Here is a 22,687-nt window from a genome sequence, read left to right as displayed (position 1 = left end):
CACAGGGCGGCGCCGCGGAGCATCATCGAGGTGGACCGCAGGCCTAGGATCGGGGGCATGAGCCTCACTGAAGACGACCTGCGCGCCGCGATCGCGCGGGAATTGCCCGGTGTCCGCGCCGACCTCGAACGCCTGGTCCGCATCCCCGGGGTCGCGTTCGACGGCTTCGACCACTCGCACGTCGAGCGGTCCGCCGAAGCCGTCGCCGAGCTGCTGCGCGGCTGCGGGCTCGAGGTGCAGATCGTCCGGGCCGGCGGCGGCCAGCCCGCGGTCATCGGCCGCAAGCCCGCGCCGCCCGGCGCGCCGACCGTCCTGCTCTATGCGCACCACGACGTCCAGCCCGCCGGCGACCCCGCGCTGTGGACCAGCGAACCGTTCGAGCCGGTCGAGCGGGACGGCCGGCTCTACGGCCGCGGCGCCGCCGATGACAAGGCCGGGGTGATGGCGCACGTCGCCGCCCTGCGCGCCTTCGGCGACGAGCTGCCGGTCGGCGTCGTGCTGTTCATCGAGGGCGAGGAGGAATATGGCTCCGACTCCCTCGACGAGCTCGTGCAGACCCACCGGGAGCTGCTGCGCTCCGACGTGATCGTGATCGCCGACTCCGGCAACTGGGACATCGGCGTGCCCGCCCTCACCACCTCCTTGCGCGGCCTCGTCAACTGCTTCGTCGAGGTGAGCACCCTGCACAGCGCCGTGCACAGCGGCATGTTCGGCGGCCCGGTGCCCGACGCGATCACCGTCCTCTCCCGCCTGATCACCACCCTGCACGACGACAACGGCGAGGTCGTGGTCGACGGGCTGATCGGCCGCGAGGGCGCCAGCGTCGACTACCCGGAGGACCGGTTCCGGCACGAGGCCGGCGTCCTCGACGGGGTCAAGCTCATCGGCAACGGCCGGCTGACCGACCGCATCTGGACCAAGCCGTCCATCGCGGTGCTCGGCATCGACGCCCCCGGGACCCACGGCGCGCCCAACGCGCTGGTGCCCAAGGCCAAGGCCAAGCTGAGCGTGCGACTTGCGCCCGGAGACGACGCGTCCTCGGCATATGCGGCGATCCGAGCCCACCTCGAGAAGTACGTGCCATGGGGCGCTCACGTCGAGGTGACCCTGGAGAGCGGCGGCGCGCCCTGCGTCATCGACGCGACCGGCCCGGCCTACGACGCGGCGCGGGCCGCGTTCACGACCGCGTGGGACGGCGTCGCGCCCGTGGACATGGGCGTGGGCGGCTCGATTCCGTTCATCGCCACCTTCCAGGAGCTCTTCCCGCAGGCGGCCATCCTGGTCACCGGCGTCGAAGATCCCTATGCCGGCGCGCACGGCCCGAACGAGAGCCTGCACCTCGGCGAGTTCGCCCGGGTCTGCCTGGCCGAAGCGCTGCTCCTGAGCAACGTGGCCGAGCTGGGTCGATGACATGACGACCCCGGCCCCGGGCGACACCTGCGACGTTCTCGTGGTCGGCGCCGGCCCCACCGGGCTGATGCTGGCGAACTGGTTGGTCACGCTCGGGGTCAGGGTCATCATCGCCGACGGCAAGCCCGGCCCCACCCGCGAATCCCGCGCGCTGGTCGTGCAGGCCCGCAGCCTCGAGGTGTACGCCCAGCTCGGACTCGCGGACAAGGTCCTGGCGGCGGCACACCGGGCCGAGGCACTCGCGCCGGGGTTCGGCAGCCGCGCGTTCGGCCGGATTCCTCTGGGCCAGCTGGGGGCGGAGCTCACGCCGTACCCGTTCATCGAGGTCCTCGAACAGAGCCGCAACGAGGAGATCCTCTACGAGAACCTGCTCTCCCTCGGCGGCGCTGTTCGCTGGGGCGCCACCGTCACCTCCCTCGAACCCGCCGGCCACGAGCGGGTCGAGGCGACGGTCGGCGGCGAGACGGTCACCGCGCGGTTCTGCGTCGGCGCGGACGGCGCCAACTCCATAGTGCGCAGAACAAGGGACATCGCCTTCGAGGGCGTGACCAACCCGCACCTGTTCTACGTCATCGACGTGACCGGCGGGACGGGCCTGGTCAAGGACGCGGTGAACGTACGGCCCGGCCGCGACGACTTCCTGCTCTGCTTTCCGATGACCGGCCCGGACAACTGGCGCCTCATCGGCCTGGTCCGCGACGACGACGGCGACGGAGCGGTGGGCGAACAGGACGCCCGCGCGCGGATCCTGCGCGATTTCGCCGTCTCCTACACCGACTCCCGCTGGTTCGCCACCTACCGGGTCCACCACCGGGTAGCGGCCTCCTTCCGCGACGGCCCCTTCTTCCTCGCCGGCGACGCCGCACACGTCCACTCCCCGGTCGGCGCCCAAGGCATGAACACCGGCCTCCAGGACGCCCACAACCTGGCCTTCAAACTCGCCGACGTCCTCCACGGCCGGGCCGGCTCGTCCTGGCTCGACCGATACGAGGCAGAACGCCGGCCGGTCGCCCGCACCCTCGTCTCCACCACCGACCGGCTCTTCGGCTTCATCACCTCCCAGCGCACCCCGATGCGCGTCCTCCGCCGCGCCATCGTGCCGATGCTCGCCCCCATAGGCGTCCGGGCGCTGCCCGGTTCGTCAGGCGGCTCGCGCCTCTTCCAGTACGTGTCACAGACCCGTATCCGCTACCCCATGCTCCCGGACGAACCCCGCGACCCCGTGGTGGGCCGGCGACTGCCATGGACGGGCGACAACTATGCGGTGCTGCGTGCGCTGGAATGGCAGGTTCACAGGTACGGCGGGACGGGGTCGCCGCCGGATCTCGGGTTGCCGGTGCACAACTTCGCAGCGGCGTCGCGGACTGCCTTGCGGCCCGATCTGCTGTATCTGGTCCGCCCGGACGGATTCGTTGCCGCGGCAGCGTCACCGGCCGAGGCCGAGCAGGCTTTCCGCCTCGCGATGCCGTCCCGGGACTGACCCGTCGGCTGGGTCGCTGCTCGCTGGGCGTCGGTATGGAGCCGCCTGGCCTGGCCCGCCTGGCCTGACCTGGCCTGGCCTGGCCCGCCTGGCCTGGCCTGGCCCGCCTGGCCTGACCTGGCCTGACCTGACCCGCTTGACCTGGGCCGCCTGGCCTGGCCTGGTCCGCCTGGCCTGGCCTTGGCCGGCCGTCTAGGCCCAGCCGCCGGCGGCCCGATGAACGCCGAGCTGGCCTGAGGCAGCAGCCCGGCGTCCATCGGCGACAGTGGTGGCAGGGGCGGGTGTGCCGGGTGGGTAGCTCAGGGGAGTTTGTCGACCTCGATGGTGATGCCGGGGATGGGGCGAGTGCCGGTGAGGGTGGGCAGGCCGCTCTTGTCGTCCTTGAGGGTCAGGCGGAAGTAGGACTGAAGGTAGGTGGCAGCGAAGTCCTGCTGCTGTTTGGCGGTGGGGCGGTCGGGTTGCTGCTTGCAGTCGGAGTCGTCGCCGTTGACCAGGCCGGGGGCGGCGGTCCAGACCGTGTTGAAGAAGTTGTGGTTGGCGTGGGCTACGCGTACGTAGAAAGTGGGTTGGCGGGTTTTGCCTTTGGCGTTGTCGAAGAATTCGCGGTCCTGGGCGCTCCAGCATTCGGCGGAGAGGACAGCGAAGGAGGTCTTGGTCACGATGGAGTCGTCGTCCGGGGCCGGGCCATTGGGGGAGGCCACGGGCACGACGGCGCGGATGCGGACGCCGGGTGGGAGCTTGGTGAGACGGTCGTCACCAGCCGCGTACATGACGGCCTGGGAGCCGACCGAGTGGCCGAGGAGGCCGACGCGGGTCATGTCGAGGTGGCCGCGGAAATCGATGTCGAGCTTCTTGCCGGTGGCCGCGTCGGTGAATTTTCCGGCCAAGGCGCCGCCACCGGTGGAGGTCAGTTTCTGCCACAGGGCGAGGTGCTTGTTGATGAGCTTCGCGCGCTGCGGGGCCGTACCCATGAAATGGTTGATGCCGTTGGCGCTGAGTGAGACGACGACGAATCCGTCGCGGGCCAGGGATGTGCCTAGATAGTCGTATCCGCGGTAGCTGGCGAGCGGTTTCATCCCCTTCGGACAGGGCCAGTCCACCTCGGCGTCGTCCGGTGCGTCGCAGGGGCTGTTCTGCCCGTGCAGCAGCATGACCAGCGGAAGCTTGCCCTTCGGCAGCTCGCGGGGGAAGTGGACGACGGCCTTCATTTCCGAATAGCCCGTCCAAGCCGGCTTGTCCGTAAACGCTTCGTCGCCGAGGTGGTATTCGGCCACGGAAACCGCGGCCGGAGCGGCCGCCGGAGGCTTCTTCCCGGTGCCCGCATCCGCCGTCAGGAAACGATTGACCATCAGGCTGCTCGCGGCTACGGCCGCGAGCGAGAACACGGCGACGCCGATACGTACGCGTTTGCTGCCGGCCATGGAGAAGTCCTTCCGATGGGGGTGGCAGCTGACCCTAGAGCGGGAATGTGAGGTTCCTGTCAGGCCGCTGTCCCGGCCGCCGGATCCCCGCGTCACACCCGAGAAAATCTCTTGAAACCGCGGGGCGGTGTCGCGGGTGTTGTCAGTGACGACGGCGAAGGGGGGACACGGGGTGGCCGAGCACACCGGCTTCGAGGAGTTTTACAGCGGCACGCGACATCGGTTGGTGACTTATCTGTACGCGATGACCGGTGACCGGGCAGAGGCCCAGGACGCGGCGCAGGAGGCGTACGTGCGGGCGTGGCAGCGGTGGTCGACGGTGTCGACGTACGACAACCCGGAAGCCTGGCTGCGCAACGTGGCATCACGGCTGTGCATGAATCATTGGCGTAAGGCGCGCAACCGGGTTGCCGCCTACCTCCGGCACGGCACTGGCCCGGACGTGGACGCGCCGAGTGAGAACACGGTCGCGTTGATCGCCGCGCTCAAGCGGCTGCCGGTGGCGGACCGGCAGGTCATCACCATGTACCACCTCATGGACCTGTCCGTGGCCGAGGTTGCGGCGCAGACCGGCCTTCCCGTCAACACCGTGAAGACCCGGCTTTCGCGTGGCCGACGCGCACTGGCCGGTCTCCTCGATACGGACGCCTCCGAGGAGTACACCCATGCCTGACAACAACTTCCGCGCCCTGTTCAACGACACCGAGAATGTCAGGTGGGACTCGATGGACCGGGTCCGGACCCGCGCCCGGCGCCGTACCCTCGGCCAGGCCGCAACCGTGGCGGGCCTCGTCGCGGTAGCCCTGGTCGGCGGCGGCGTCGCCGTGGCACAGACCCGCCCCGACGCCGGCGCGCCACCGGCCGCGGTGCCCTCGATCTCCGTCGCACCGTCGCCGTCCGTGCCGCCGCCACCGTCGGTCCGGCCTTCTCCACCGCCGGCCGCCACGGATCCCGGTGACGACAAGGGCAAAGTGCCGGAGACGCCCGATACGCCCGGGGCCGAAAGCAAGACCCCGCCGACGGCTGTCACGCCCGCGATGATGTTGCAGCCGGAGGACGTCGGCCCGGACTACAGCGCGAAGTCGACGAAGTATCTGAGTGGCGACTGGATGTTCGAGTTCGATGCATCGATCGGCCTCGACTGCCGTCCGAGCAAGCCGACGGGAGACGAGATCTCCTACCGGGAAGCCATCATCAGCAACGGCGACGGCCAGGAATCGGTCTCCGTCTTCCAGCGTACGGACCTTTTCCCCGCTGATGGTTCCGCGGAGCGGCGGCTGTCGTCGATCCGGCAACGCACGGAGACCTGCAAGCCGGGCGGTGGCGCCGGGATCCGGATCAAGTCTGAGGGCTTCGCGGGTGACGAGGCGCTGCTGGTGATCACCACCTTCAAGAGCGGTGGAACCGGTCGGCATGTGCTGGTGCGCAAGGGCGACGTGGTAACCGAGATCGCCGCCGAGCGAAGCGAGTGGAGCGATGAGGAAATTCGGGTCCTCGCGGCGAAGGCCTCGGACCGGATCTGACTAGCTGATCACTGGATCGGGTGAGTGGGCTGTGTCCAGGGGCTCATCCTGGTATTTTAGTACATGCGTTCGAAATCTCGGAGTTGCCTGTCAGTCCGGTCGGGCCTGCCACCCCGTGGGCCCGACCGGGACGGTGGGTGTCTCTGCCGCTGCCATCGCTGAGCTTCGTCGCCACGGAGCCCGGCGAAGGCTGGCGGCGATCCACCGGGTGCTGTCCGGCCCGGTGGTGGACCGGGTCGGCCCGCATGTCCCGCTCGGCCGGCCCGGCAAGCTTCCGCCGCCCGGCCAGGTCCTGCCAGGCGTCGGCTCGGCGCCCGCGTCCGGCCTGGGCCGGGCGGTCGCGGGTGCTGGTTCAGACCAGAGGTGTTCCACGGGGGAACACCTCTGGTCTGAGCCGCCCTCGTGGGGCGGTGGTCAGGGGCTGCACTCGTGAGTGAGGAGAACGCCACCTGCAGAGTGACGCCTTGACGGCGATGGACGGTCCGGGACGTTCCGAGGTGCTGCACGGGGGAGCGCGTCGGCGACGACCGGAAAATGTCGGTGGTGGCTGCCAGGATGATGCCGTGCAGTTCTCGGATCTGGCAGCCACCTCGGCAGCCGTCACCGCCGTCTCGGGCCGCAAGGCGAAAGTCGACCTGATCGCCGATGCCCTGCGGCGGCTCGAGCCGGATGAAGTCGCGCCCGGCTCGGCCTATCTTGCCGGTGAGCTGCCGCAGCGGCAGACCGGCGTCGGATATGCGAGCCTGCGGGAACTGCCGCCGCCCGCGGCACTGCCGGAGCTGACCGTCGCCGAGGTCGACGCGCGGATCGCGGAGATCTCCGTCGTCGCCGGCGCCGGCTCCCAGGCGCGTCGCCGGGAGTTGGTGGGCGCACTCTTCAGCCGGGCTACCAGCGATGAGCAGCGGCATCTCGTCGGGCTCTTCGGTGGGGAGCTTCGCCAGGGTGCCCAGGCAGGCCTGCTCGCCGACGCGATCGCCCGTGCCGCTCAGGTGCCGTCGACTGCCGTCCGCCGGGCGCTGCTGCTCTCCGGCGATCTCAAACGGGTGGCGGTCGCCGCGCTGAGCGGCGGCGCGGCCGCCTTGGCCGAAATCAGCCTCCGGGTGGGCACACCACTCACGCCAATGCTGGCGAGCAGCGCCCCGGACGTCGGGGCGGCGCTGCTCGCGACCGGTTCACCCGCCGCCGCGGACGTGAAACTGGACGGCATCCGGATCCAGGTGCACCGCTCCGGCGATGAGGTGGCCGTCTTCACCCGCAGCCTCGACGACATCACCGCCCGGCTGCCCGGGATCGTCGCCGCCGCGCGTGCCTTGCCGGTCAGCGAGATCGTCCTCGACGGCGAGGCGATGGCCCTCGACGCCGCCGGCCGCCCCCGCCCGTTCCAGGAAATTTCCAGCCGCGCGGCCACCCGAGGCGCCCGGCGCCCCGCCACCCGCCCGGCCGCCGAATCCAGCTCGGCAACCGAGACCGGCCTGGCCGCTGAGACCAGCCCAGCTGCCGCGACCCGCCCGGCTACCGCGCCGCCGGACGCTGCTGACGGCGGTGGAGGCGGTGGCTCATCGTTGGTTCCGTTCTTTTTCGACCTGCTTCACCTCGACGGCACCGACCTGCTGGACGAGCCGGGCCGGGTCCGCTGGGCCGCACTCGCCGACGCGCTGCCCGCAAGCCTGCTCGTCGGCCGCCGCATGGTCGAGACTCCGGAACAGGCGCAGGAGGCGTTCGCCGCCGCACTCGCCGCAGGGCAGGAAGGCGTGGTGATCAAGGCGCAGGAGGCGCCCTACGACGTGGGGCGGCGGGGGTCGGCCTGGGTCAAGGTGAAGCCGCGGCACACCCTCGACCTGGTGGTCCTGGCGGTCGAATGGGGACATGGGCGCCGCAAGGGCTGGCTGTCCAACCTGCACCTCGGGGCCCGCGACCCCCGCACGGGTGAATTCGTGATGCTGGGCAAGACCTTCAAGGGTCTGACGGACGAACTGCTGCGCTGGCAGACCGCGCGGTTCCAGGAGTTGGCCGTGAACGACTCCGGCTGGGTCGTGACGGTCCGGCCCGAGCAGGTCGTGGAGATCGCCTTCGACGGTGTGCAGACGTCACCCCGCTACCCGGGCGGCGTGGCGTTGCGCTTCGCCCGGGTGCTGCGCTATCGCGACGACAAGCGCGCGGAGGAGGCAGACACGATCGACATGGTCAAAGCGCTCGGCCATCCCGAACCCTGACAGCCGACAGCCACGGGGCGCTGGCAATGGCAGACAGCGGACGCCCATCGGGAGCCGACAAAAAGCGGGAGCTAGAGCGCCGCGAGGGAGCGGACGTAGTTGACCTGCTGGTGAACGTAGGTGACCTGCTCCGGATCGGTGACCGGGATCCGGGCCACGTACTGCCGCGTCCCGTTCGTCAGCGTCACCTGCACCGTGCCGCGCGGAATAGTCACCTTGACCAGCAGGAACAGCAGGCTGAACACGGTCAGGACGCAGAAGCCCGCGATGGCCGCCACGATCGCCCACGTCGGGATCTTCGTCTCGCTGTGCCAGTAGTCCGTCACCGTCCAGGTCGATCCGGCGAGGGCGATGTCGCCCGCCGGCGTGTGCACCACCGTCGACGTGATCCCCATGTCGCCGATCTGGACGATCACCGGACCCGGTGCACTGTGCAGGTCCGGGGCGGGGAGGGGCGGAATCGGCACACCCCACGGATCGCTGGACGGGGAGGGAAAGGTCACCCGCAAAACCCTAGTAGGGCAGCGACCACCAGAAAAGGTGCAGGCTCAGGAGGGCGAGGCCACCCGCTGGTCGGCTTCCGCCACCCGGTCCACGCTCGGCTTCTTCGGCGCGTCGCCGTGCGCTTCCTTGCGGGCCTGCCAGCCGAACGCCAGCAGAGCCATCACCGCGAAGGTCCACCACTGGACTGCGTACCCGCCGTTTTGCCATGCGTCTTCGTGGTTGACCGGAATCGGGGAGTAGCCCGCTGTGGGGTCGCTGAGCAGCACGTACGCCCCGTACACGGGGTAGGGGAATTTTTCGGCGAGCTTGGGCAGCGCGATCCGGCGGGTGTCGATCCGGCCGTCCTGGTGGGTGATCGCCGCGGGGCGGCTCTCCGAGAGGTGGATCCGGCCGGTGATCGTGACCGGTCCGCTCGGGGGCGGGGTGGAAACCGGCGGGGACACCGCATCACCGTTGGACGACGGGACCCAGCCGCGGTCCACCAGAATCGCGGTGCCGTCGCTGAGGACCAGGGGGGTCAGGATTTCGAAGCCGACCCGGCCGCTGTTCGACCGCCCGCGCGCCTGGACCTCGTGCGTCGCGTCGTACGTGCCGGTTGCGGTGACCATCGTCCAGGCCTGATCGTCGCCTGGCTGCTGGCCCAGCGTGCCCACCGCAGTGGGTTTGACCAGCACGGACGTCACTGGTGCGGGTGGTGTGGCATCAGCGGCGTCGATGCGTTCATTGATCGCTGTGCGTTCCTGGTAGCGGTGCATCTGCCAGTTGCCCAGGAACACCATGCCCGCCGAGGCGGCGATGGTGAGGACCGCGGCGACGAGCCAGCGGGGGGTCAGCAGGAACCGGTACACGACCCGAGGCTACCGACGCGCGCTGGCTTGCGGCGGGTAGGGTGCGACTTCTTGCACCGCATAGCACGTCGACGGCGTTTTCCGTATCCCCGAGGGAGCCATTGATGACCACCCAATCTCGTCTGGTGGTGAGCGCCCCCTCGTCCGGGCACGGGAAGACCGCGATTGCCGTGGGGCTGCTGGCCGCTTGCGCCGCTCGGGGTGTGCCCGCCGCCGGCTTCAAAGTGGGACCCGACCACACCGACGCCGCGTACCTCGGCCTCGCCGCGGGTCGGCCCGGCCGCAACCTGGACCCTCGACTGGTCGGCGCCCAGCGGCTTGCCCCGCTGTTCGCGCACGGCGCGGCGGGTACGCAGGTAGCGGTCATCGAAGGCGCGATGGGCCTGTTCGACAGCCTGACCGGCCAGCCGGAGATCGACGGCACGGCTGCGGTCGCGGCGGCCCTCCGCGCCCCGGTGCTGCTGGTCGTGGACGTCGCCGCGATGGGGCATTCGCTGGCCGCGCTGGTGCACGGCTTCCGCATGTTCGACGAGATGGTGCACCTGGGCGGCGTCGTGCTGAACCGGGTGGCGTCGCCTCGGCACGAGGAGCTGCTGCGAACGGCGCTCGACGACATCGGCATGCCCGTGCTCGGCGCGCTGCGTCGCGTTGACCTGCCGTCCATCCTCCCGGCCCGGGCGCTGGGTGTCGTGCCGGTTGCGCACCGTTCGGTGGAGGCGGTCCGCGCCGTACGCCGTTTGGGGGAAACTGTCGCGGAAGCCCTCGACCTCGACCGCATCATGGCCCTTGCCGGCACCGCCCCCGCTCTCGGCTGCACACCCTGGTCCCCGGCGGATGCCCTCGCCGAGGCGACCGGTGAATCGCCGTTACTGCCCGAGCACCGCCCGGTGATCGCTGTGGCGGGTGGGGCGGGCGCGCCGTACACGTACGTGGAAACTGCGGAGCTGCTGACGGCCGCCGGCGCCGACGTCGCGGTGATCGACCCGATCCGCGACGAAGCGCTGCCGCCCGGCACGCGCGGGCTGATGATCGGCGCCGCGCTTCCCGAGGGCTACGCGGAGGAGCTTTCGGCAAACCGTCGACTCTGTGCGGCCGTCGCGCAACTCGCCCACGACGGCGGCCCGATCATCGCCGAAGGCGTCGGCCTGCCCTGGCTCGGCCGTGATTTCGACGGCCGAGCGATGTGCGGTGTCCTGGATGCCGCGGCCACCACCGGCACCCAAACAGTGGCGGGCTACCGCGAAGCGACCGCTCCGGCCGCGTCCGCGCTGGCTCCCGCGGGCGCCCGCATCACCGGTTACAAGCAGCACCGCGCGATCGTCACGCCGCGCGCCGGCCAGGTGCCGGCCTGGACCTGGTCGGGCGGTAAGCCGGAAGGCTTCGTCTGGCGCCAGGTCCACGCCTCCCAACTGCAACTGCACTGGGCCGGCGCCCCGGACATCGCCCGCCGCGTCGTCGCCGCGGCCCTGCCGCACGGCCGGCCGGCCGGCCAGCCACCTGTGGCGCCGACCCATGCGCCAACGTCGCCCGCCCAGGTGTCGATGCCCTCCGGCCACGCCCCGGGGTCTCCCGCCCAGGCCCCGACGCTGCCGGGTCACGCGGCCGGTCAACCGCCGGCGAGTGGGGCGCCGGTCGCTCTTCCGCCGGGTCTCGCGCCGCCCGCCGCGTTGCCTGCCGGCCCGGGCGGGATCGGTTCGGGTCACCCGAGTGGAATGCCGCTGGCCCTGCCGGGCGGCGGCCCATCGGGGGTCCCGGCCCAGCCCGCCACTCCCGCCGGCGACGACCCGGGCGAGGCCACGTTGTCGCTCACGGCCATCAACCCCCGATAAGTACGGCCGCACGAGTGCCGTGACAAGGAAAGCGCGCACGGCGTGTCGTGGTTCGCCGCGCCGTTCCGGCAATTGTCGGAGGGCGGCTCTACGGTGAGGGGGTCAGCGAGAAGGGAGAACGGCCGTGGCAGATCGTGTGCCGCTGGACTTCGACCCGCCGGTTCGCCGGATCCGGGGCCTGTTGTTCGGCATCACCGACAAACATCTCACCGCACCGACGCCGTGTCCGGGGTGGTCGGTCGGCGATCTGCTCGATCATCTGATGGGTCTTGGCTGGGCCTTCGCCCAGGCCGCCAACAAGACCGGCGCCCCCGGCAACGGCGAGCCACCGCCGCAGCCGTCCGCTGCGAATCTCTCCCCGCAGTGGCGCAGCCAGCTCCCCGTCGTCCTCGAGGACCTCGCCGCGGCCTGGAAACAACCGGCCGCCTGGGAGGGCACCGCCCAAGCCGGCGGCGTGACGATGCCGGCCGCCGCCATGGGCGCTGTCGCCATCGACGAACTCGTCATGCACGGCTGGGATCTCGCGAAGGCCACCGGCCAGGAATACGCGGTCGATCCCCGCATCTTGGAGCATCTCATCGAGTTCCTGTCGCAGGGTCCCACCGAGGGCACCCCGGGCCTGTTCGGTCCCCGGGTCCCCACCGAGGACGAGGCCACCCTGCTCGACCAGGCAGTGGCCCTGGCCGGACGCGACCCGAATTGGCGTCCCGCCGCCTGACCTTCCCGACCGCGGGGACGCGGGTCGGTCAGTCCCCGTCCTCGCCGTCGCTCTCGTCATCGCTGTTGTTGTTGCTCCAGCCGCCGTCATCGTTATCGTCGTCGTTGTCCTTGCCGCCGTGGACGACCTTGGCGGGGGGTGGGTTGAACTTCATCTTGGGCTGACCTTTGAGCGCGTCTTTCAGCGTCTCGGCAACCGTGAACTTGGAGATGGTGCCGCGACTCGTGCCCACGGTGTTCTCCGGGTTGTCCGGGTCGGCCACGAACGCCGCTGCCGCCAGCTGCGGGGTGAAGCCGCAGAACCAGGCGCTGCGGTTGCTGTCGGTGGTGCCGCTCTTGCCGGCGACCGGGCGCTTCAGGGTGGCGTGCACCATCGGGGAGGTCGACCAGCCGCCACAGCCGCCTTCGGCCGCGCCGTAACCGGTGACGCAGCGGGCCGCGTCGGTTGCCGCCTGGGCTACTTCGGGGGCGATCTCCTGGTGGCAGCGCGGTCCCGCGACCTTCTTATCGTCGTACTCGTAACTGGCGCCGTCCCGGGTGTTGATCAGCCGTACGGGAATGGGCTCGCAGTATTTGCCGTCCGCGCCGAGGGTCGCGAAGACGTTCGCCATTTCGACGGGTGTCGCGTCGCTGACGCCGAGCGTGAAGGCGCCCCAGCCGCTGGCGTGGTCGGGGCCGGCCAGCGTCTTGTCGATCTCGGTACGCCACTTGAGGCCGAGCCGTTCCGCCATCCGCACCGCCTTCTCGGCGCCGACTTTCTGCTCGAGCTGGACGAAGTAGGTGTTGACTGACTTGCCGAAACCGCTCCACATGGTCTGTCGGCCGGTCATGGACTTGCTGGAGTTCTTGGGGCACCAGCGGATGCCGCAGGTGGCCGGGCCGGGGGCGGTGATGTACTTCGTGACGATCCGCTCGGGGGAGTAGAAGCTCGTGTTGAGCGGCATTCCTTCTTCCAGTGCCGCGAGCATCGTGAAGATCTTGAACGTGGAGCCGGCCTGGTAGCCGGCCATGTCGCCGCCGCCGAGGAGCGGGTTGACGGTGTTGGGGTAGTTGCCGCGGACCTGGTCGCGGCGGCGGCTGTCGCTGTGTTCGCCGTTGTCCTTCTGGTCGAGGGAGTAGCGGCGGTTGACGGCCATGGCCTTGATTCGGCCGGTACCGGGTTCGATGACGACCTCGCCGTGGGCGTAGACGCTCTTGCGCTTCTCCTTGTCGAGGATGTGCTTCATCGCCGACGACTGGATCTTCGGGTCGAGAGTGGTGACGACCTTGTAGCCGCCGCGGCGCAGGTTGGCGAGGCGTTCCTGCGGGTTGGCGCCGAACGCGGGCTGTTCCATCCACCAGTTGCGCAGGTAGTCGCAGAAGAAGCCCCAGTCGTTCTCTTCCTCGGGCACCGACACACAGTCGTTGGGCGGGGCGGTCAGGTTGAGCTTGATCTTCGCCTTCTGCGCCGACTTGGCCTGGGCCGGCGTGATCGACCCCATTTTGAGCATCTGGTCGATGACGTAGTTGCGCCGCTCGGTGGCCGCGGTCCGGTCGTTCACCGCCGGGTCGTACGCGGACGGCGCCTTCACCAGCCCGGCGAGCAGCGCGGCCTCGGTGAGCGTCAGGTCCTTGGGCGTCTTGGAGAAGAAGACCTCGGCGGCCGCGAAGACCCCGTACGCGCGGTGCCCGAAGTACGCGGAATTGAGGTAGCGCTGCAGGATTTCCTGCTTCGAGATGCGCTGCTCCAGCTCGATGGCGAGGCGCATCTCCCGCAGTTTGCGTTCGGTGGTCTGCTCGGTGGCTTCCAGCGCCTCTTTGGGTGTTTCGGCGCCGTCGCGCAGGGCCATCCGTACGTATTGCATGGTCAGCGTGGAAGCGCCCTGCGAGACGCCGCCGGCCTGCTGGTTGGCGACGAAGGCCCGGGCGACGCCCTTGGGGTCGACGCCGTTGTGCTCGTAGAACCGGGTGTCCTCGGACGCCACGATCGCACTCGTCAGGTACGGCGACATGTCTTCGATCTTGGTGGGCTTCCGGTGCTCCTCGTAGAACATCGTGAGCAGGGTTTTGCCGTCGTTGGCGTACACGTAGGTGGTCTGGGCGGACGGCACCACCGTGAGTTCGTCGGGCATGCTCGCGAGGGCGTCCGCACCGGTCTTCGCGCCGACGCCGGCGAGGGCGACGAGGGGGAACACCAGGCCGGCGATGGCGAGTCCGGCGATGAGTCCGGCTCGGATGAGCGGGGCGAGTCGTCCAGCTTTGGCGAGTCCGGTCTTCTTCACCCTTCGAAGGTAAGACAAATTGCCTCATGTCCTGACGGAACGGCCGAAGTGGCACCCGGTTTGGCATCCGGCATGCTGAAGCCCGTGGAGATGGACCTGCACCACCACGGCGACGCCGAAGTGGCACCCGGGCTGGTCGATCTGGCCGTCAACGTCCGCCGGCAGCCGATGCCCGCCTGGCTCGCCGATCCGATCGCCGCGACGCTGACCGAGCTGGCCGCCTACCCGGACGCCACCCGGGCCACCGCCGCGGTCGCCCGCCGGCACGGGCGGGCCGCGGGCGAGGTGTTGCTGACGGCCGGCGCCGCGCAAGCTTTCGTGCTGCTCGCCCGGGCCATCGAGGCACGGCGGCCGGTCGTCGTGCACCCGCAGTTCACCGAGCCGGAGGCCGCCCTGCGCAATGCCGGCCACCAGGTCGACCGGGTGTTGCTGCGCGAGGCGGATGGCTTCCGGCTGAACCCTGCGCTGATCCCCGACGACGCCGACCTGGTTTTCGTCGGCAATCCCACCAATCCCACGTCCGTGCTGCACCCCGCCGCGGACCTCGCCGCGCTCGCCCGGCCCGGCCGCGTCCTCGTCGTCGACGAAGCCTTCTCCGACACGACCCGCCGTCCCGGTGTCCCGGGCGAGCCCGAATCCCTGGCCGGCCGCACCGACCTGCCCGGCCTGGTCGTGCTGCGCAGCCTCACCAAAACGTGGGGGCTCGCCGGGTTGCGGATCGGCTACGTCCTGGCCGAGCCCGCGCTGATCGGCAAGCTGGCCGCCGCCCAACCGCTCTGGGCCGTTTCCACGCCGGCCCTCGCGGCCGCCGAGGCCTGCGCCTCCCCGGCCGCCGTAGCCGCCGAGCGGGAGATCGCCGCGGAACTCGCCGTCGAGCGCGAGCATCTGGTCGCGGGGCTGCGCGGAGTGCCGGACGTCACTGTCGCCGGCGAACCGGCCAGTGCCTTCGTCGCGCTGCGGGTGCCCGGCGCCGACCAGGTGCGCCTTGAGCTGCGCAAACGGGGGTACGCGGTCCGCCGCGGCGACACCTTTCCGGGGCTGGGCGCCGACTGGCTGCGGATCGCCGTACGCGACACTGCCACCAGCGACGCCTTCCTGGCGGTGCTGACCGACGTGGTGAAGGAGCGACAGTGACGCTGGAGCCGACCCTCGCGGCCATCCGGCCCGCCGACGAGGCCGCCATGGCCGCCGCCCGGGAGCTGCAGGCCCGCCTGACGAAGCCGGCCGGTTCGCTGGGCGCGCTGGAGGAGCTGTCCGTACGCCTGGCCGGCCTGGCCGGCGTCTGCCCGCCGCCGCTGCCCGAGCCCGCGGCGATCGCCGTCTTCGCCGGAGACCACGGCGTGCACGCGCAGGGCGTCACCCCGTGGCCGCAGGAGGTCACCGCGCAGATGGTGGCAAACTTCGTCGGCGGGGGCGCGGTGATCAACGCCTTCGCCCGGCAGGTCGGCGCCTCGCTGATGGTGGTCGACGTGGGCGTGGCCGTGCCGCTGCACGGCGGCGACACCCTGCTGGACGCCAACGTGCGGCGGGGCACCCGGGACCTCTCCGTCGAGGCGGCATTGACCGAGGACGAGGCCCGAGCCGCGCTGGAGGCCGGGATCGCGGTCGCCAACGCGCTGCTCGACAACGGCGCAAAGTGCTTGCTGACCGGAGACATGGGCATCGCGAACACCACGCCGGCCGCCGCGCTGATCGCCGCCTTCGCCGGTGCCGATTCGGCCACGGTCACCGGCCGGGGCACGGGAATCGACGACGACACGTACGCGCGCAAGATCGATGTGATCACCCGGGCGCTCGCGCTGCACCAGCCGGACCCGGCGCGGCCGCTCGCGACACTCGCCGCCGTCGGTGGCCTGGAGCACGCCGCCCTGGCCGGATTCATCCTGGGCGCCGCCGCCCGGCGCGTCCCGGTGATCGTCGACGGCGTCATCGCGGCCTCGGCAGCGTTGGCGGCTGCGGCGTTCGCGCCGGACGCAGTGGCGGCGATGGTCGCCGGGCACCGGTCCGCGGAACCCGGCGCGACCGTCGCCCTCGCCCATCTCGGCCTGACCCCGCTGCTCGACCTGGGCATGCGTCTCGGTGAAGGTTCCGGCGCCGCCCTGGCGCTGCCGCTGGTCGCGGGTGCCGCCCGGGTGCTGCGCGAAGTGTCCACCTTCGACGCCGCGGGGGTCTCGGAGAAGTGAGCCTCTACCCGCTCGCACTGCGGCTCGACGGCCGCAAAGTGCTCGTTGTCGGCGGCGGGTCGGTGACGACGCGCCGCATCCCCGCCCTGCTAGACGCCGGGGCGCAGGTCCGTATCGTCTCGCCGGTGCTGACCCCGGCGCTGCACGCGCACGTCGAGGCCGGCCGGCTGACCTGGCGCGAGGGCCGGTTCGACGAGTCCGACCTCGACGGCGCCTGGCTGGTCCAGGTGGCGGTGGACGACGCCGAAGCGGCCGCGCGGGTCAGCGCCGCTGCCGAGGAGCGCCGGATTTTTTGCGTACGCGCAGACGACCGCACCGCCGCCACGGCCTGGACCCCCGCCGTGACCCGGCAAGGCCAGATCACCGTCGCGGTGACCGACGGCGGTGACCGCCGCAACGCCATGGCGCTGCGCGACCTCATCGCCGCCGCGTTGACCAACCACGAGCTGCCCGTTGCACGCACCGAGCAGGGACAGGTGTTCCTGGTCGGCAGCGGCCCCGGCGACCCGGAGCTGATCACGGTCAAGGGCCGCCGGCTGCTCGACCGGGCGGACGTCGTGGTGGCCGACCGGCTGGTGCCCGGCATGCTGCTCGACGAGCTGCGGCCCAACGTGGAACTGGTCGACGCCGCCAAAATCCCGTACGGCCCTTCGGTGGCCCAGGAGGAGATCAACCGGATCCTGGTCGACCGGGCGCTGGCCGGCAAGTTCGTGGTCCGGCTCAAGGGCGGCGACCCGTACGTGTTCGGGCGGGGCGGTGAGGAGGCGCTGGCGTGTGCGAAGGCGGGCGTACCCGTCACGGTCGTGCCCGGGGTGACCAGCTCGATCGCTGCGCCCGCGCTGGCCGGCATCCCGGTGACCCACCGCGGCGTCGCGCACGAGTTCACCGTGGTGTCGGGCCATGTTCCGCCGGAGAGCGACCTGTCGCTGGTGGACTGGTCGGCGTTGGCCCGGCTGCGCGGCACGCTGGTGATCCTGATGGGCCTCAAGAACCTGCCGAAGATCGCCGACCGGCTGCTGGCAGACGGCCGTGCCGCCGACACCCCGGCTGCCGTCGTCCAGGAGGGCTCCACGACCGGGCAACGCGTGCTGCGCAGCACGCTCGGCGAGGTCGCGGCGGCAACAGCAGCGGCCGGCCTGCGCCCACCTGCCGTCGTCGTGGTCGGCGACGTCGTGCCTGTCCTGGGGTAGCCGCCGCACGCGCTTGCCGCGGGTGCCACCCTGGCCGACTTCCAGCCGCAGGCGGACGTCCGGGTCTACCTCGACCCGGCCGGCCACCCGTTCTGCTTATTCCTCTGACGACTCCGTGGTGTCGGCGTCCACGCCGAGCTCCTGCAGGAACGAGCGCGCCCACTCGGCGACGTCGTGCGTCCGTAGATGCCGCTGCATGACCCGCATCCGGCGCTTGAGCTCGGCGGGCTCGGCTCCCGCGGCCCGCAGCAGCGCGTCCTTGACCGCATCCGGGTCGTGCGGGTTGCAGAGGAACGCCTGCCGCAGCTCGGTGGCGGCGCCGGCAAACTCGCTGAGCACCAGGGCGCCGCCACGGTCACCACGGCAGGCGACGTACTCCTTGGCGACCAGGTTCATGCCGTCGCGCAGCGGCGTCACCATCATGACGTCGGCGGCCACATACAGCGCGGCGAGCTCCTGCTTGCTGTACGACTGGTGCAGGTAGTGCACGGCCGGCATGCCGACCTTGCCGAACTCGCCGTTGATCCGGCCGACCTCGCGCTCGACTTTCACCCGCAGCGTCTGGTAGTGCTCGACGCGTTCCCGGCTCGGCGTGGCGACCTGCACCATCACCGCGTCCGGCACCTGCAGGCGACCGTCGGCCAGCAGCTCGCGGAACGCCTTGAGCCGCAGCTCGATGCCCTTGGTGTAGTCCAACCGGTCGACGCCGAGGATGACCGTCTCCGGGTCGCCCAGCTCGGCGCGGATCTCCTTGGCCCGAGCCTGCACCTTCGGGTCGGCCGCCATCCGTTCCATGTCGGCGGTGTCGATGCTGATCGGGAAGGCGCCCGCCTTGACCTTGCGGCCGTCCACCTGGATCGTCTGGGCCTCATAGCGCAGACCGAGCAGGTGTCGGGCGAGCCGGACGAAGTTCTGGGCGGCTAGCCGCTGCTGGAAGCCGACCAGGTCGGCGCCGAGCAGACCGCGCAGGATCTCGGCGCGGAACGGCATCTGCATGAACAGCTCGATGGGCGGGAACGGGATGTGCAGGAAGAACCCGATCCGCAGGTCGGGCCGCATCTCCCGAAGCAGGGCGGGCACCAGCTGGAGCTGGTAGTCCTGCACCCAGACGGTCGCGCCCTCGGCGGCCACCTCCGCGGCAGCCTCGGCGAACCGCTGATTGACCACCCGGTACGCCTCGCGCCAGCGCCGCTTGTAGACGGGCGTCTCGACGGCGTCGTGGTAGAGCGGCCAGATCGTCGCGTTGGACTGGCCCTCGTAGTAGCGCTCCAGCTCCTCGGCGCTCAGCGCCACCGGATGCAGGTGGATGCCCTCGAGCTCGAACGGTTCGGGCGCTTCGCCGTCTCCGCCGGGCCACCCGATCCACGTGCCGCGGTGCTGGACCAGCACCGGGTGTAGGGCGGTGACGAGACCGCCCGGGCTCGGGCGCCACTGCCGTTCACCGTCGACGATGATCTCGTCCACGGGTAGGCGATTGGCGACTACGACGAAGGAACTTCGTTCGGCCACGCTGAGAGCACCTCCGGGTCGTTCTGGTTCCCGCCCCAGAGCCTACTGTGCGTGAGCGCATGGGGCGCGTTGAGACATCTTCCGGCCGTGCGGCACCGCGCCTGGAGAGCGGGTGCCATTCTGGGCCGGTGAGCCTGCCCGTTGATCTTCCCTCGCCGCGACGGCCACTGTTCTTCCCTGTGGTCATCGCCACCGTCTTCCTCAGCATCATCGGGATGTCGGCGGGCTTCGCGCTGGGCACGCGACACGAGAGTTCCCCGCCGGCCCCTCCGGTGAACCTGCCGACGCCATCGGTCGGCGTGACAGAGGGCACCGTCTGCCCGGCCGAGATGCTGACCACCGCCCGCCGCGCCGGCCTCTCGACGGCACTGACCGAGGTGTTGCAGGTCCGCACCACCGACACGGGCATGGTGGTCTGGATCTGTCAGGACCCGAGTGGCGCGCTGTATTACCAGGCCAACGACGGCGGCGAAGCGGCCACCTGGATCGAGGGGCAGACCGCCCTTTTCCTCGCCAAGGTGACCCTGGAGAACGGTACCTATGTTGCCACCGCGAGTGATGGCAACACTTTCCATGTGAACAAGCGGCAGCTCCGGATCCGGACAAAGAACGGCGAGCAGACCCACCCTGTCGTCCCCCAGTGAGCGGACAGCGGGAATCCGGCGGTGCCGGGCGGGGTTGTCGTCAGCGGCCGGGAAGCCACCTGGAAAGATTGAGCTTTCATTCGGCACCTGCGAACCCCACGATCACGGAGGTAGGCCGCACCGTGGCCCAGTTCATCTACACCTTGGAAAAGGCGCGCAAGGCGCACGGCGACAAGGTCGTGCTCGACAACGTGACGCTGAACTTCCTGCCCGGGGTCAAGATCGGGGTCGTCGGTCCCAACGGCGCCGGTAAGTCCAGCCTGCTCAAGATCATGGCGGGCGTGGACCAGGTCAGCAACGGCGAGGCCCGGCTGATGCCCGGCTACACCGTCGGCATGCTGGCCCAGGAGCCCCCGCTCAACGAAGAAAAGACCGTCCTCGGCAACATCGAGGAGGCCGTCGCCGAGACGAAGGCGAAGCTCGACCGGTTCAACAAGATCGCCGAGCTGATGGCGACCGACTACAGCGACGAGCTGATGGAGGAGATGGGCAAGCTCCAGGAGGAGCTCGACCACTCCAACGCCTGGGACGTCGACTCCCAGCTCGAGCTCGCGATGGACGCGCTGCGCTGCCCGCCGCCGGACGCCGACGTCACCCAGCTCTCCGGTGGTGAGCGCCGCCGCGTCGCGCTGTGCAAGCTGCTGCTCGAAGCGCCCGACCTGCTGCTGCTCGACGAGCCCACCAACCACCTGGACGCCGAGAGCGTGCACTGGCTGGAACAGCACCTCGCCAAGTACGCCGGCACCGTCATCGCCATCACCCACGACCGGTACTTCCTGGACAACGTGGCAACCTGGATCCTCGAGCTGGACCGCGGCCGGGCGTACCCGTACGAGGGCAACTACTCCACCTACCTGGAGAAGAAGGCGCAGCGTCTCGCGGTCGAGGGCCGCAAGGACGCCAAGATGAAGAAGCGCCTCTCCGAGGAGCTGGAGTGGGTCCGCTCCAACGCCAAGGCCCGGCAGACCAAGAGCAAGGCCCGCCTCGACCGCTACGAGGAGATGGCGACCGAGGCGGAGAAGACCCGCAAGCTCGACTTCGAGGAGATCCAGATCCCGCCGGGCCCCCGCCTGGGTAACACGGTGATCGAGGTCAACGAGCTGGTCAAGGGCTTCGACGGCCGGGTCTTGATCGACCACCTGTCGTTCTCGTTGCCGCGCAACGGCATCGTCGGCATCATCGGCCCGAACGGCGTCGGCAAGACCACGCTGTTCAAGACCATCGTCGGGCTCGAGCAGCCCGACGAGGGCAAGGTCCGCGTCGGCGAGACCGTGAAGCTTTCGTACGTGGACCAGAACCGTTCCGGCCTCGACGGCGACCAGACCGTGTGGGAGGTCGTCTCGGACGGCCTGGACCACATGATGGTCGGCAAGGTCGAGATGCCGTCCCGTGCCTACGTGGCCGCGTTCGGCTTCAAGGGCCCGGACCAGCAGAAGCCGACCAAGGTGCTCTCCGGCGGTGAGCGCAACCGGCTCAACCTCGCGCTGACGCTGAAGATCGGCGGCAACGTGATCCTGCTCGACGAGCCGACCAACGACTTGGACGTCGAGACGTTGTCCAGCCTCGAGAACGCGCTCCTGGAGTTCCCGGGTTGCGCCGTGGTCATCTCCCACGACCGGATGTTCCTCGACCGGGTCACCACGCACATGCTGGCGTGGGAGGGCACCGACGAGGACCCCGACAAGTGGTTCTGGTTCGAGGGCAACTACGACGCGTACGAGAAGAACAAGATCGACCGCCTCGGCGCCGAAGCGGCCCGCCCGCACCGGGTCACCTACCGCAAGCTCACGCGTGACTAAGAGGTTTCTACACAGCGTGGCCGTGCGCTGGTCCGACATGGACGCGTACGGCCACGTCAACAACGCGCGCTTCCTCACCCTGTACGAGGAGGCGCGCGTTGCCATGTTCTTCGTCGCCGCGCGGGCCCAGGGGCTGACCTCGTTCGAGGAGGGCATCGTCATCGCTCGGCAGGAGATCGACTACCTGCGCCCAGTGGACTACGGCGACCCGGTCCGGATCGAGTCCTGGATCTCCGAGCTGCGCAAAGGCTCGTTCGCCGTCTCCTACGAACTGTTCGACGGCGATGTGCTCGCCAGCCGGGCCCGGTCGGTGTGCGTGCCGTACAACCTGGCCGAGGGGTTCGCGCGCCGGCTGACGGCCGAGGAACACGCTTTCCTCGAGCCGTACCTGGAAGCTGCGCCGGCGTGACCGGGCACGGCATCCTCGGCATCCCCGACGCGGGGGCGTTCCTCGCCCGCCTGACCCGCCTCGAACGGGCGATTCCGGTGCGGCTGCGGTCGAGCCAGGCCGGGCGTACGGCGCTGTGGGCCCGTCTGCCGTGGGGTGTCCTGGTCACCCGGGAGGTAGCCGGTCCGGGGCCGGGCGACGCGACGGTGTCCGCGGACGAACTGCTCGCCGCGCTGGCCGCCGGGAACGACGAGCTCCCGGCCCGGCGTGACGCGGACTGGCGCTGGCCGTTGCCGCCGGCCCGGGTGCAGGCCGTGGAGTCGGTCGCCGCCGCTGAACTGACCCGGCTTGCCGCCGCCGCGGCGGGCACCCTGCGGGAGGTGACGGCGGGTGGCCTGAGTGGACGATCGGTGGGGCAGCGGGCGGTCCGTGATGCCCTCCTGGATCACGTTGCGTTGGTCGTCACTCCGGCGGAGGGTGACGCCGTGCCAGTCTCACAGCGGCTCGTTCAGGCCGTCTCCCGGATGGGTTTCCTCGGACCGGCCGACGTGGACGGTCCGGGAGCGCGCGTGTGCACAGCGGGGCGGTGGGTGGGTCTTTCCGCACCATATGGAGTCGCGTGGCTACAGCCAGTCCAAGAATTGACTGTTATGTCTATAGGGGGTCACCCGAAAGGGTGATGCTGCATCGACCGACCGGTCGTGCCCTCCCTTTGAGGGGATGACCTCCGCGACCGGTACGGGTACCGTCGCCCCCGGGTCACCCGCC

General features: G+C 70.4%; 19 protein-coding genes and 1 pseudogene. 15 read left to right on the top strand and 5 right to left on the bottom strand.

The genetic code is table 11. The features are described from left to right. Window positions 1-57: 57 nt before the first annotated feature. Complete coding sequence (locus ACIA1L_RS30945; protein ID WP_396076567.1) at window positions 58-1,410, top strand: dipeptidase; 1,353 nt, start codon at window positions 58-60, stop codon at window positions 1,408-1,410. A gap of 1 nt (window position 1,411) precedes the next feature. Next, on the top strand, window positions 1,412-2,890 hold the full coding sequence (locus tag ACIA1L_RS30940; protein ID WP_396076566.1) for an FAD-dependent monooxygenase: 1,479 nt from the start codon (window positions 1,412-1,414) through the stop codon (window positions 2,888-2,890). 299 nt (window positions 2,891-3,189) lie between these two features. On the opposite strand, the gene ACIA1L_RS30935 is transcribed toward ACIA1L_RS30940, so the two are convergent. Next, window positions 3,190-4,311: a hypothetical protein gene (locus tag ACIA1L_RS30935; protein WP_396076564.1), complete on the bottom strand. Its 1,122-nt coding sequence runs from the start codon at window positions 4,309-4,311 to the stop codon at window positions 3,190-3,192. Between the two features lie 172 nt (window positions 4,312-4,483). On the opposite strand from ACIA1L_RS30935, the gene ACIA1L_RS30930 reads away from it, so the two are divergent. From ACIA1L_RS30930 to ACIA1L_RS30920, 3 genes are all read left to right on the top strand, one after another. Beyond that, window positions 4,484-4,984: a sigma-70 family RNA polymerase sigma factor gene (locus ACIA1L_RS30930; protein ID WP_396076598.1), complete on the top strand. Its 501-nt coding sequence runs from the start codon at window positions 4,484-4,486 to the stop codon at window positions 4,982-4,984. Next, window positions 4,977-5,834, top strand: a complete 858-nt coding sequence (locus tag ACIA1L_RS30925) for a hypothetical protein (protein ID WP_396076563.1) — start codon at window positions 4,977-4,979, stop codon at window positions 5,832-5,834. The genes ACIA1L_RS30930 and ACIA1L_RS30925 overlap by 8 nt, the downstream gene beginning before the upstream one ends. Window positions 5,835-6,397: 563 nt before the next feature. After that, window positions 6,398-8,047: an ATP-dependent DNA ligase gene (locus tag ACIA1L_RS30920; protein ID WP_396076562.1), complete on the top strand. Its 1,650-nt coding sequence runs from the start codon at window positions 6,398-6,400 to the stop codon at window positions 8,045-8,047. A gap of 71 nt (window positions 8,048-8,118) precedes the next feature. On the opposite strand, the gene ACIA1L_RS30915 is transcribed toward ACIA1L_RS30920, so the two are convergent. After that, window positions 8,119-8,550, bottom strand: coding sequence for a hypothetical protein (locus ACIA1L_RS30915; RefSeq protein WP_396076561.1), 432 nt, complete (start codon window positions 8,548-8,550; stop codon window positions 8,119-8,121). A gap of 45 nt (window positions 8,551-8,595) precedes the next feature. Next, window positions 8,596-9,399 (bottom strand): SURF1 family protein, encoded by an 804-nt coding sequence (locus tag ACIA1L_RS30910; RefSeq protein ID WP_396076560.1) that lies wholly within the window; start codon window positions 9,397-9,399, stop codon window positions 8,596-8,598. 104 nt (window positions 9,400-9,503) lie between these two features. On the opposite strand from ACIA1L_RS30910, the gene ACIA1L_RS30905 reads away from it, so the two are divergent. Further along, window positions 9,504-11,228: a cobyrinate a,c-diamide synthase gene (locus ACIA1L_RS30905; protein WP_396076559.1), complete on the top strand. Its 1,725-nt coding sequence runs from the start codon at window positions 9,504-9,506 to the stop codon at window positions 11,226-11,228. Between the two features lie 124 nt (window positions 11,229-11,352). Then, entirely contained in the window at window positions 11,353-11,946 is a 594-nt protein-coding gene (locus ACIA1L_RS30900) for a TIGR03086 family metal-binding protein (RefSeq protein ID WP_396076558.1), read from the top strand. A gap of 28 nt (window positions 11,947-11,974) precedes the next feature. On the opposite strand, the gene ACIA1L_RS30895 is transcribed toward ACIA1L_RS30900, so the two are convergent. Then, window positions 11,975-14,206 (bottom strand): transglycosylase domain-containing protein, encoded by a 2,232-nt coding sequence (locus ACIA1L_RS30895; RefSeq protein WP_396076557.1) that lies wholly within the window; start codon window positions 14,204-14,206, stop codon window positions 11,975-11,977. A gap of 72 nt (window positions 14,207-14,278) precedes the next feature. On the opposite strand from ACIA1L_RS30895, the gene cobC reads away from it, so the two are divergent. From cobC to ACIA1L_RS30875, 4 genes and pseudogenes are all read left to right on the top strand, one after another. Then, the gene (gene cobC, locus ACIA1L_RS30890; protein ID WP_396076556.1) at window positions 14,279-15,340 is read left to right on the top strand and encodes an Rv2231c family pyridoxal phosphate-dependent protein CobC; all 1,062 of its coding nucleotides are present in this window, start codon (window positions 14,279-14,281) and stop codon (window positions 15,338-15,340) included. After that, entirely contained in the window at window positions 15,337-16,389 is a 1,053-nt protein-coding gene (gene cobT / locus ACIA1L_RS30885; RefSeq protein WP_396076555.1) for a nicotinate-nucleotide--dimethylbenzimidazole phosphoribosyltransferase, read from the top strand. Before cobC ends, cobT begins: the two co-directional genes overlap by 4 nt. After that, window positions 16,386-17,579, top strand: a complete 1,194-nt coding sequence (cobA, locus tag ACIA1L_RS30880; RefSeq protein WP_396076554.1) for a uroporphyrinogen-III C-methyltransferase — start codon at window positions 16,386-16,388, stop codon at window positions 17,577-17,579. The genes cobT and cobA overlap by 4 nt, the downstream gene beginning before the upstream one ends. A gap of 6 nt (window positions 17,580-17,585) precedes the next feature. Continuing rightward, window positions 17,586-17,687 (top strand): annotated as a pseudogene (locus tag ACIA1L_RS30875) (VOC family protein); the annotation flags it as partial. Here the strand turns inward: ACIA1L_RS30875 and ACIA1L_RS30870 are convergent. Then, the gene (locus ACIA1L_RS30870) at window positions 17,676-19,088 is read right to left on the bottom strand and encodes a trehalose-6-phosphate synthase (protein ID WP_396076553.1); all 1,413 of its coding nucleotides are present in this window, start codon (window positions 19,086-19,088) and stop codon (window positions 17,676-17,678) included. The pseudogene ACIA1L_RS30875 and the gene ACIA1L_RS30870 sit on opposite strands and share 12 nt — an antisense overlap. Before the next feature lie 179 nt (window positions 19,089-19,267). Here ACIA1L_RS30870 and ACIA1L_RS30865 point away from each other — a divergent pair, with 179 nt between their 5' ends. The 4 genes from ACIA1L_RS30865 (at window position 19,268) to ACIA1L_RS30850 (ending at window position 22,599) form a co-directional block, all read left to right on the top strand. Continuing rightward, window positions 19,268-19,732: a hypothetical protein gene (locus ACIA1L_RS30865; protein WP_396076552.1), complete on the top strand. Its 465-nt coding sequence runs from the start codon at window positions 19,268-19,270 to the stop codon at window positions 19,730-19,732. A 122-nt stretch (window positions 19,733-19,854) separates the two neighbouring features. Next, entirely contained in the window at window positions 19,855-21,531 is a 1,677-nt protein-coding gene (gene ettA / locus ACIA1L_RS30860) for an energy-dependent translational throttle protein EttA (protein WP_396076551.1), read from the top strand. Then, window positions 21,524-21,940 (top strand): acyl-CoA thioesterase, encoded by a 417-nt coding sequence (locus tag ACIA1L_RS30855; protein ID WP_396076550.1) that lies wholly within the window; start codon window positions 21,524-21,526, stop codon window positions 21,938-21,940. The genes ettA and ACIA1L_RS30855 overlap by 8 nt, the downstream gene beginning before the upstream one ends. Beyond that, a complete protein-coding gene (locus ACIA1L_RS30850; protein WP_396076549.1) occupies window positions 21,937-22,599 on the top strand; it encodes a hypothetical protein in 663 nt (220 codons plus the stop codon). The genes ACIA1L_RS30855 and ACIA1L_RS30850 overlap by 4 nt, the downstream gene beginning before the upstream one ends. Window positions 22,600-22,687 lie beyond the last annotated feature (88 nt).

Source organism: Actinoplanes sp. NPDC051859, assembly GCF_044452725.1.
GTDB lineage: Bacteria > Actinomycetota > Actinomycetes > Mycobacteriales > Micromonosporaceae > Actinoplanes.
Note: the sequence above shows the minus strand (reverse complement) of the source record. Positions and strands in the feature narration are given on the sequence as shown.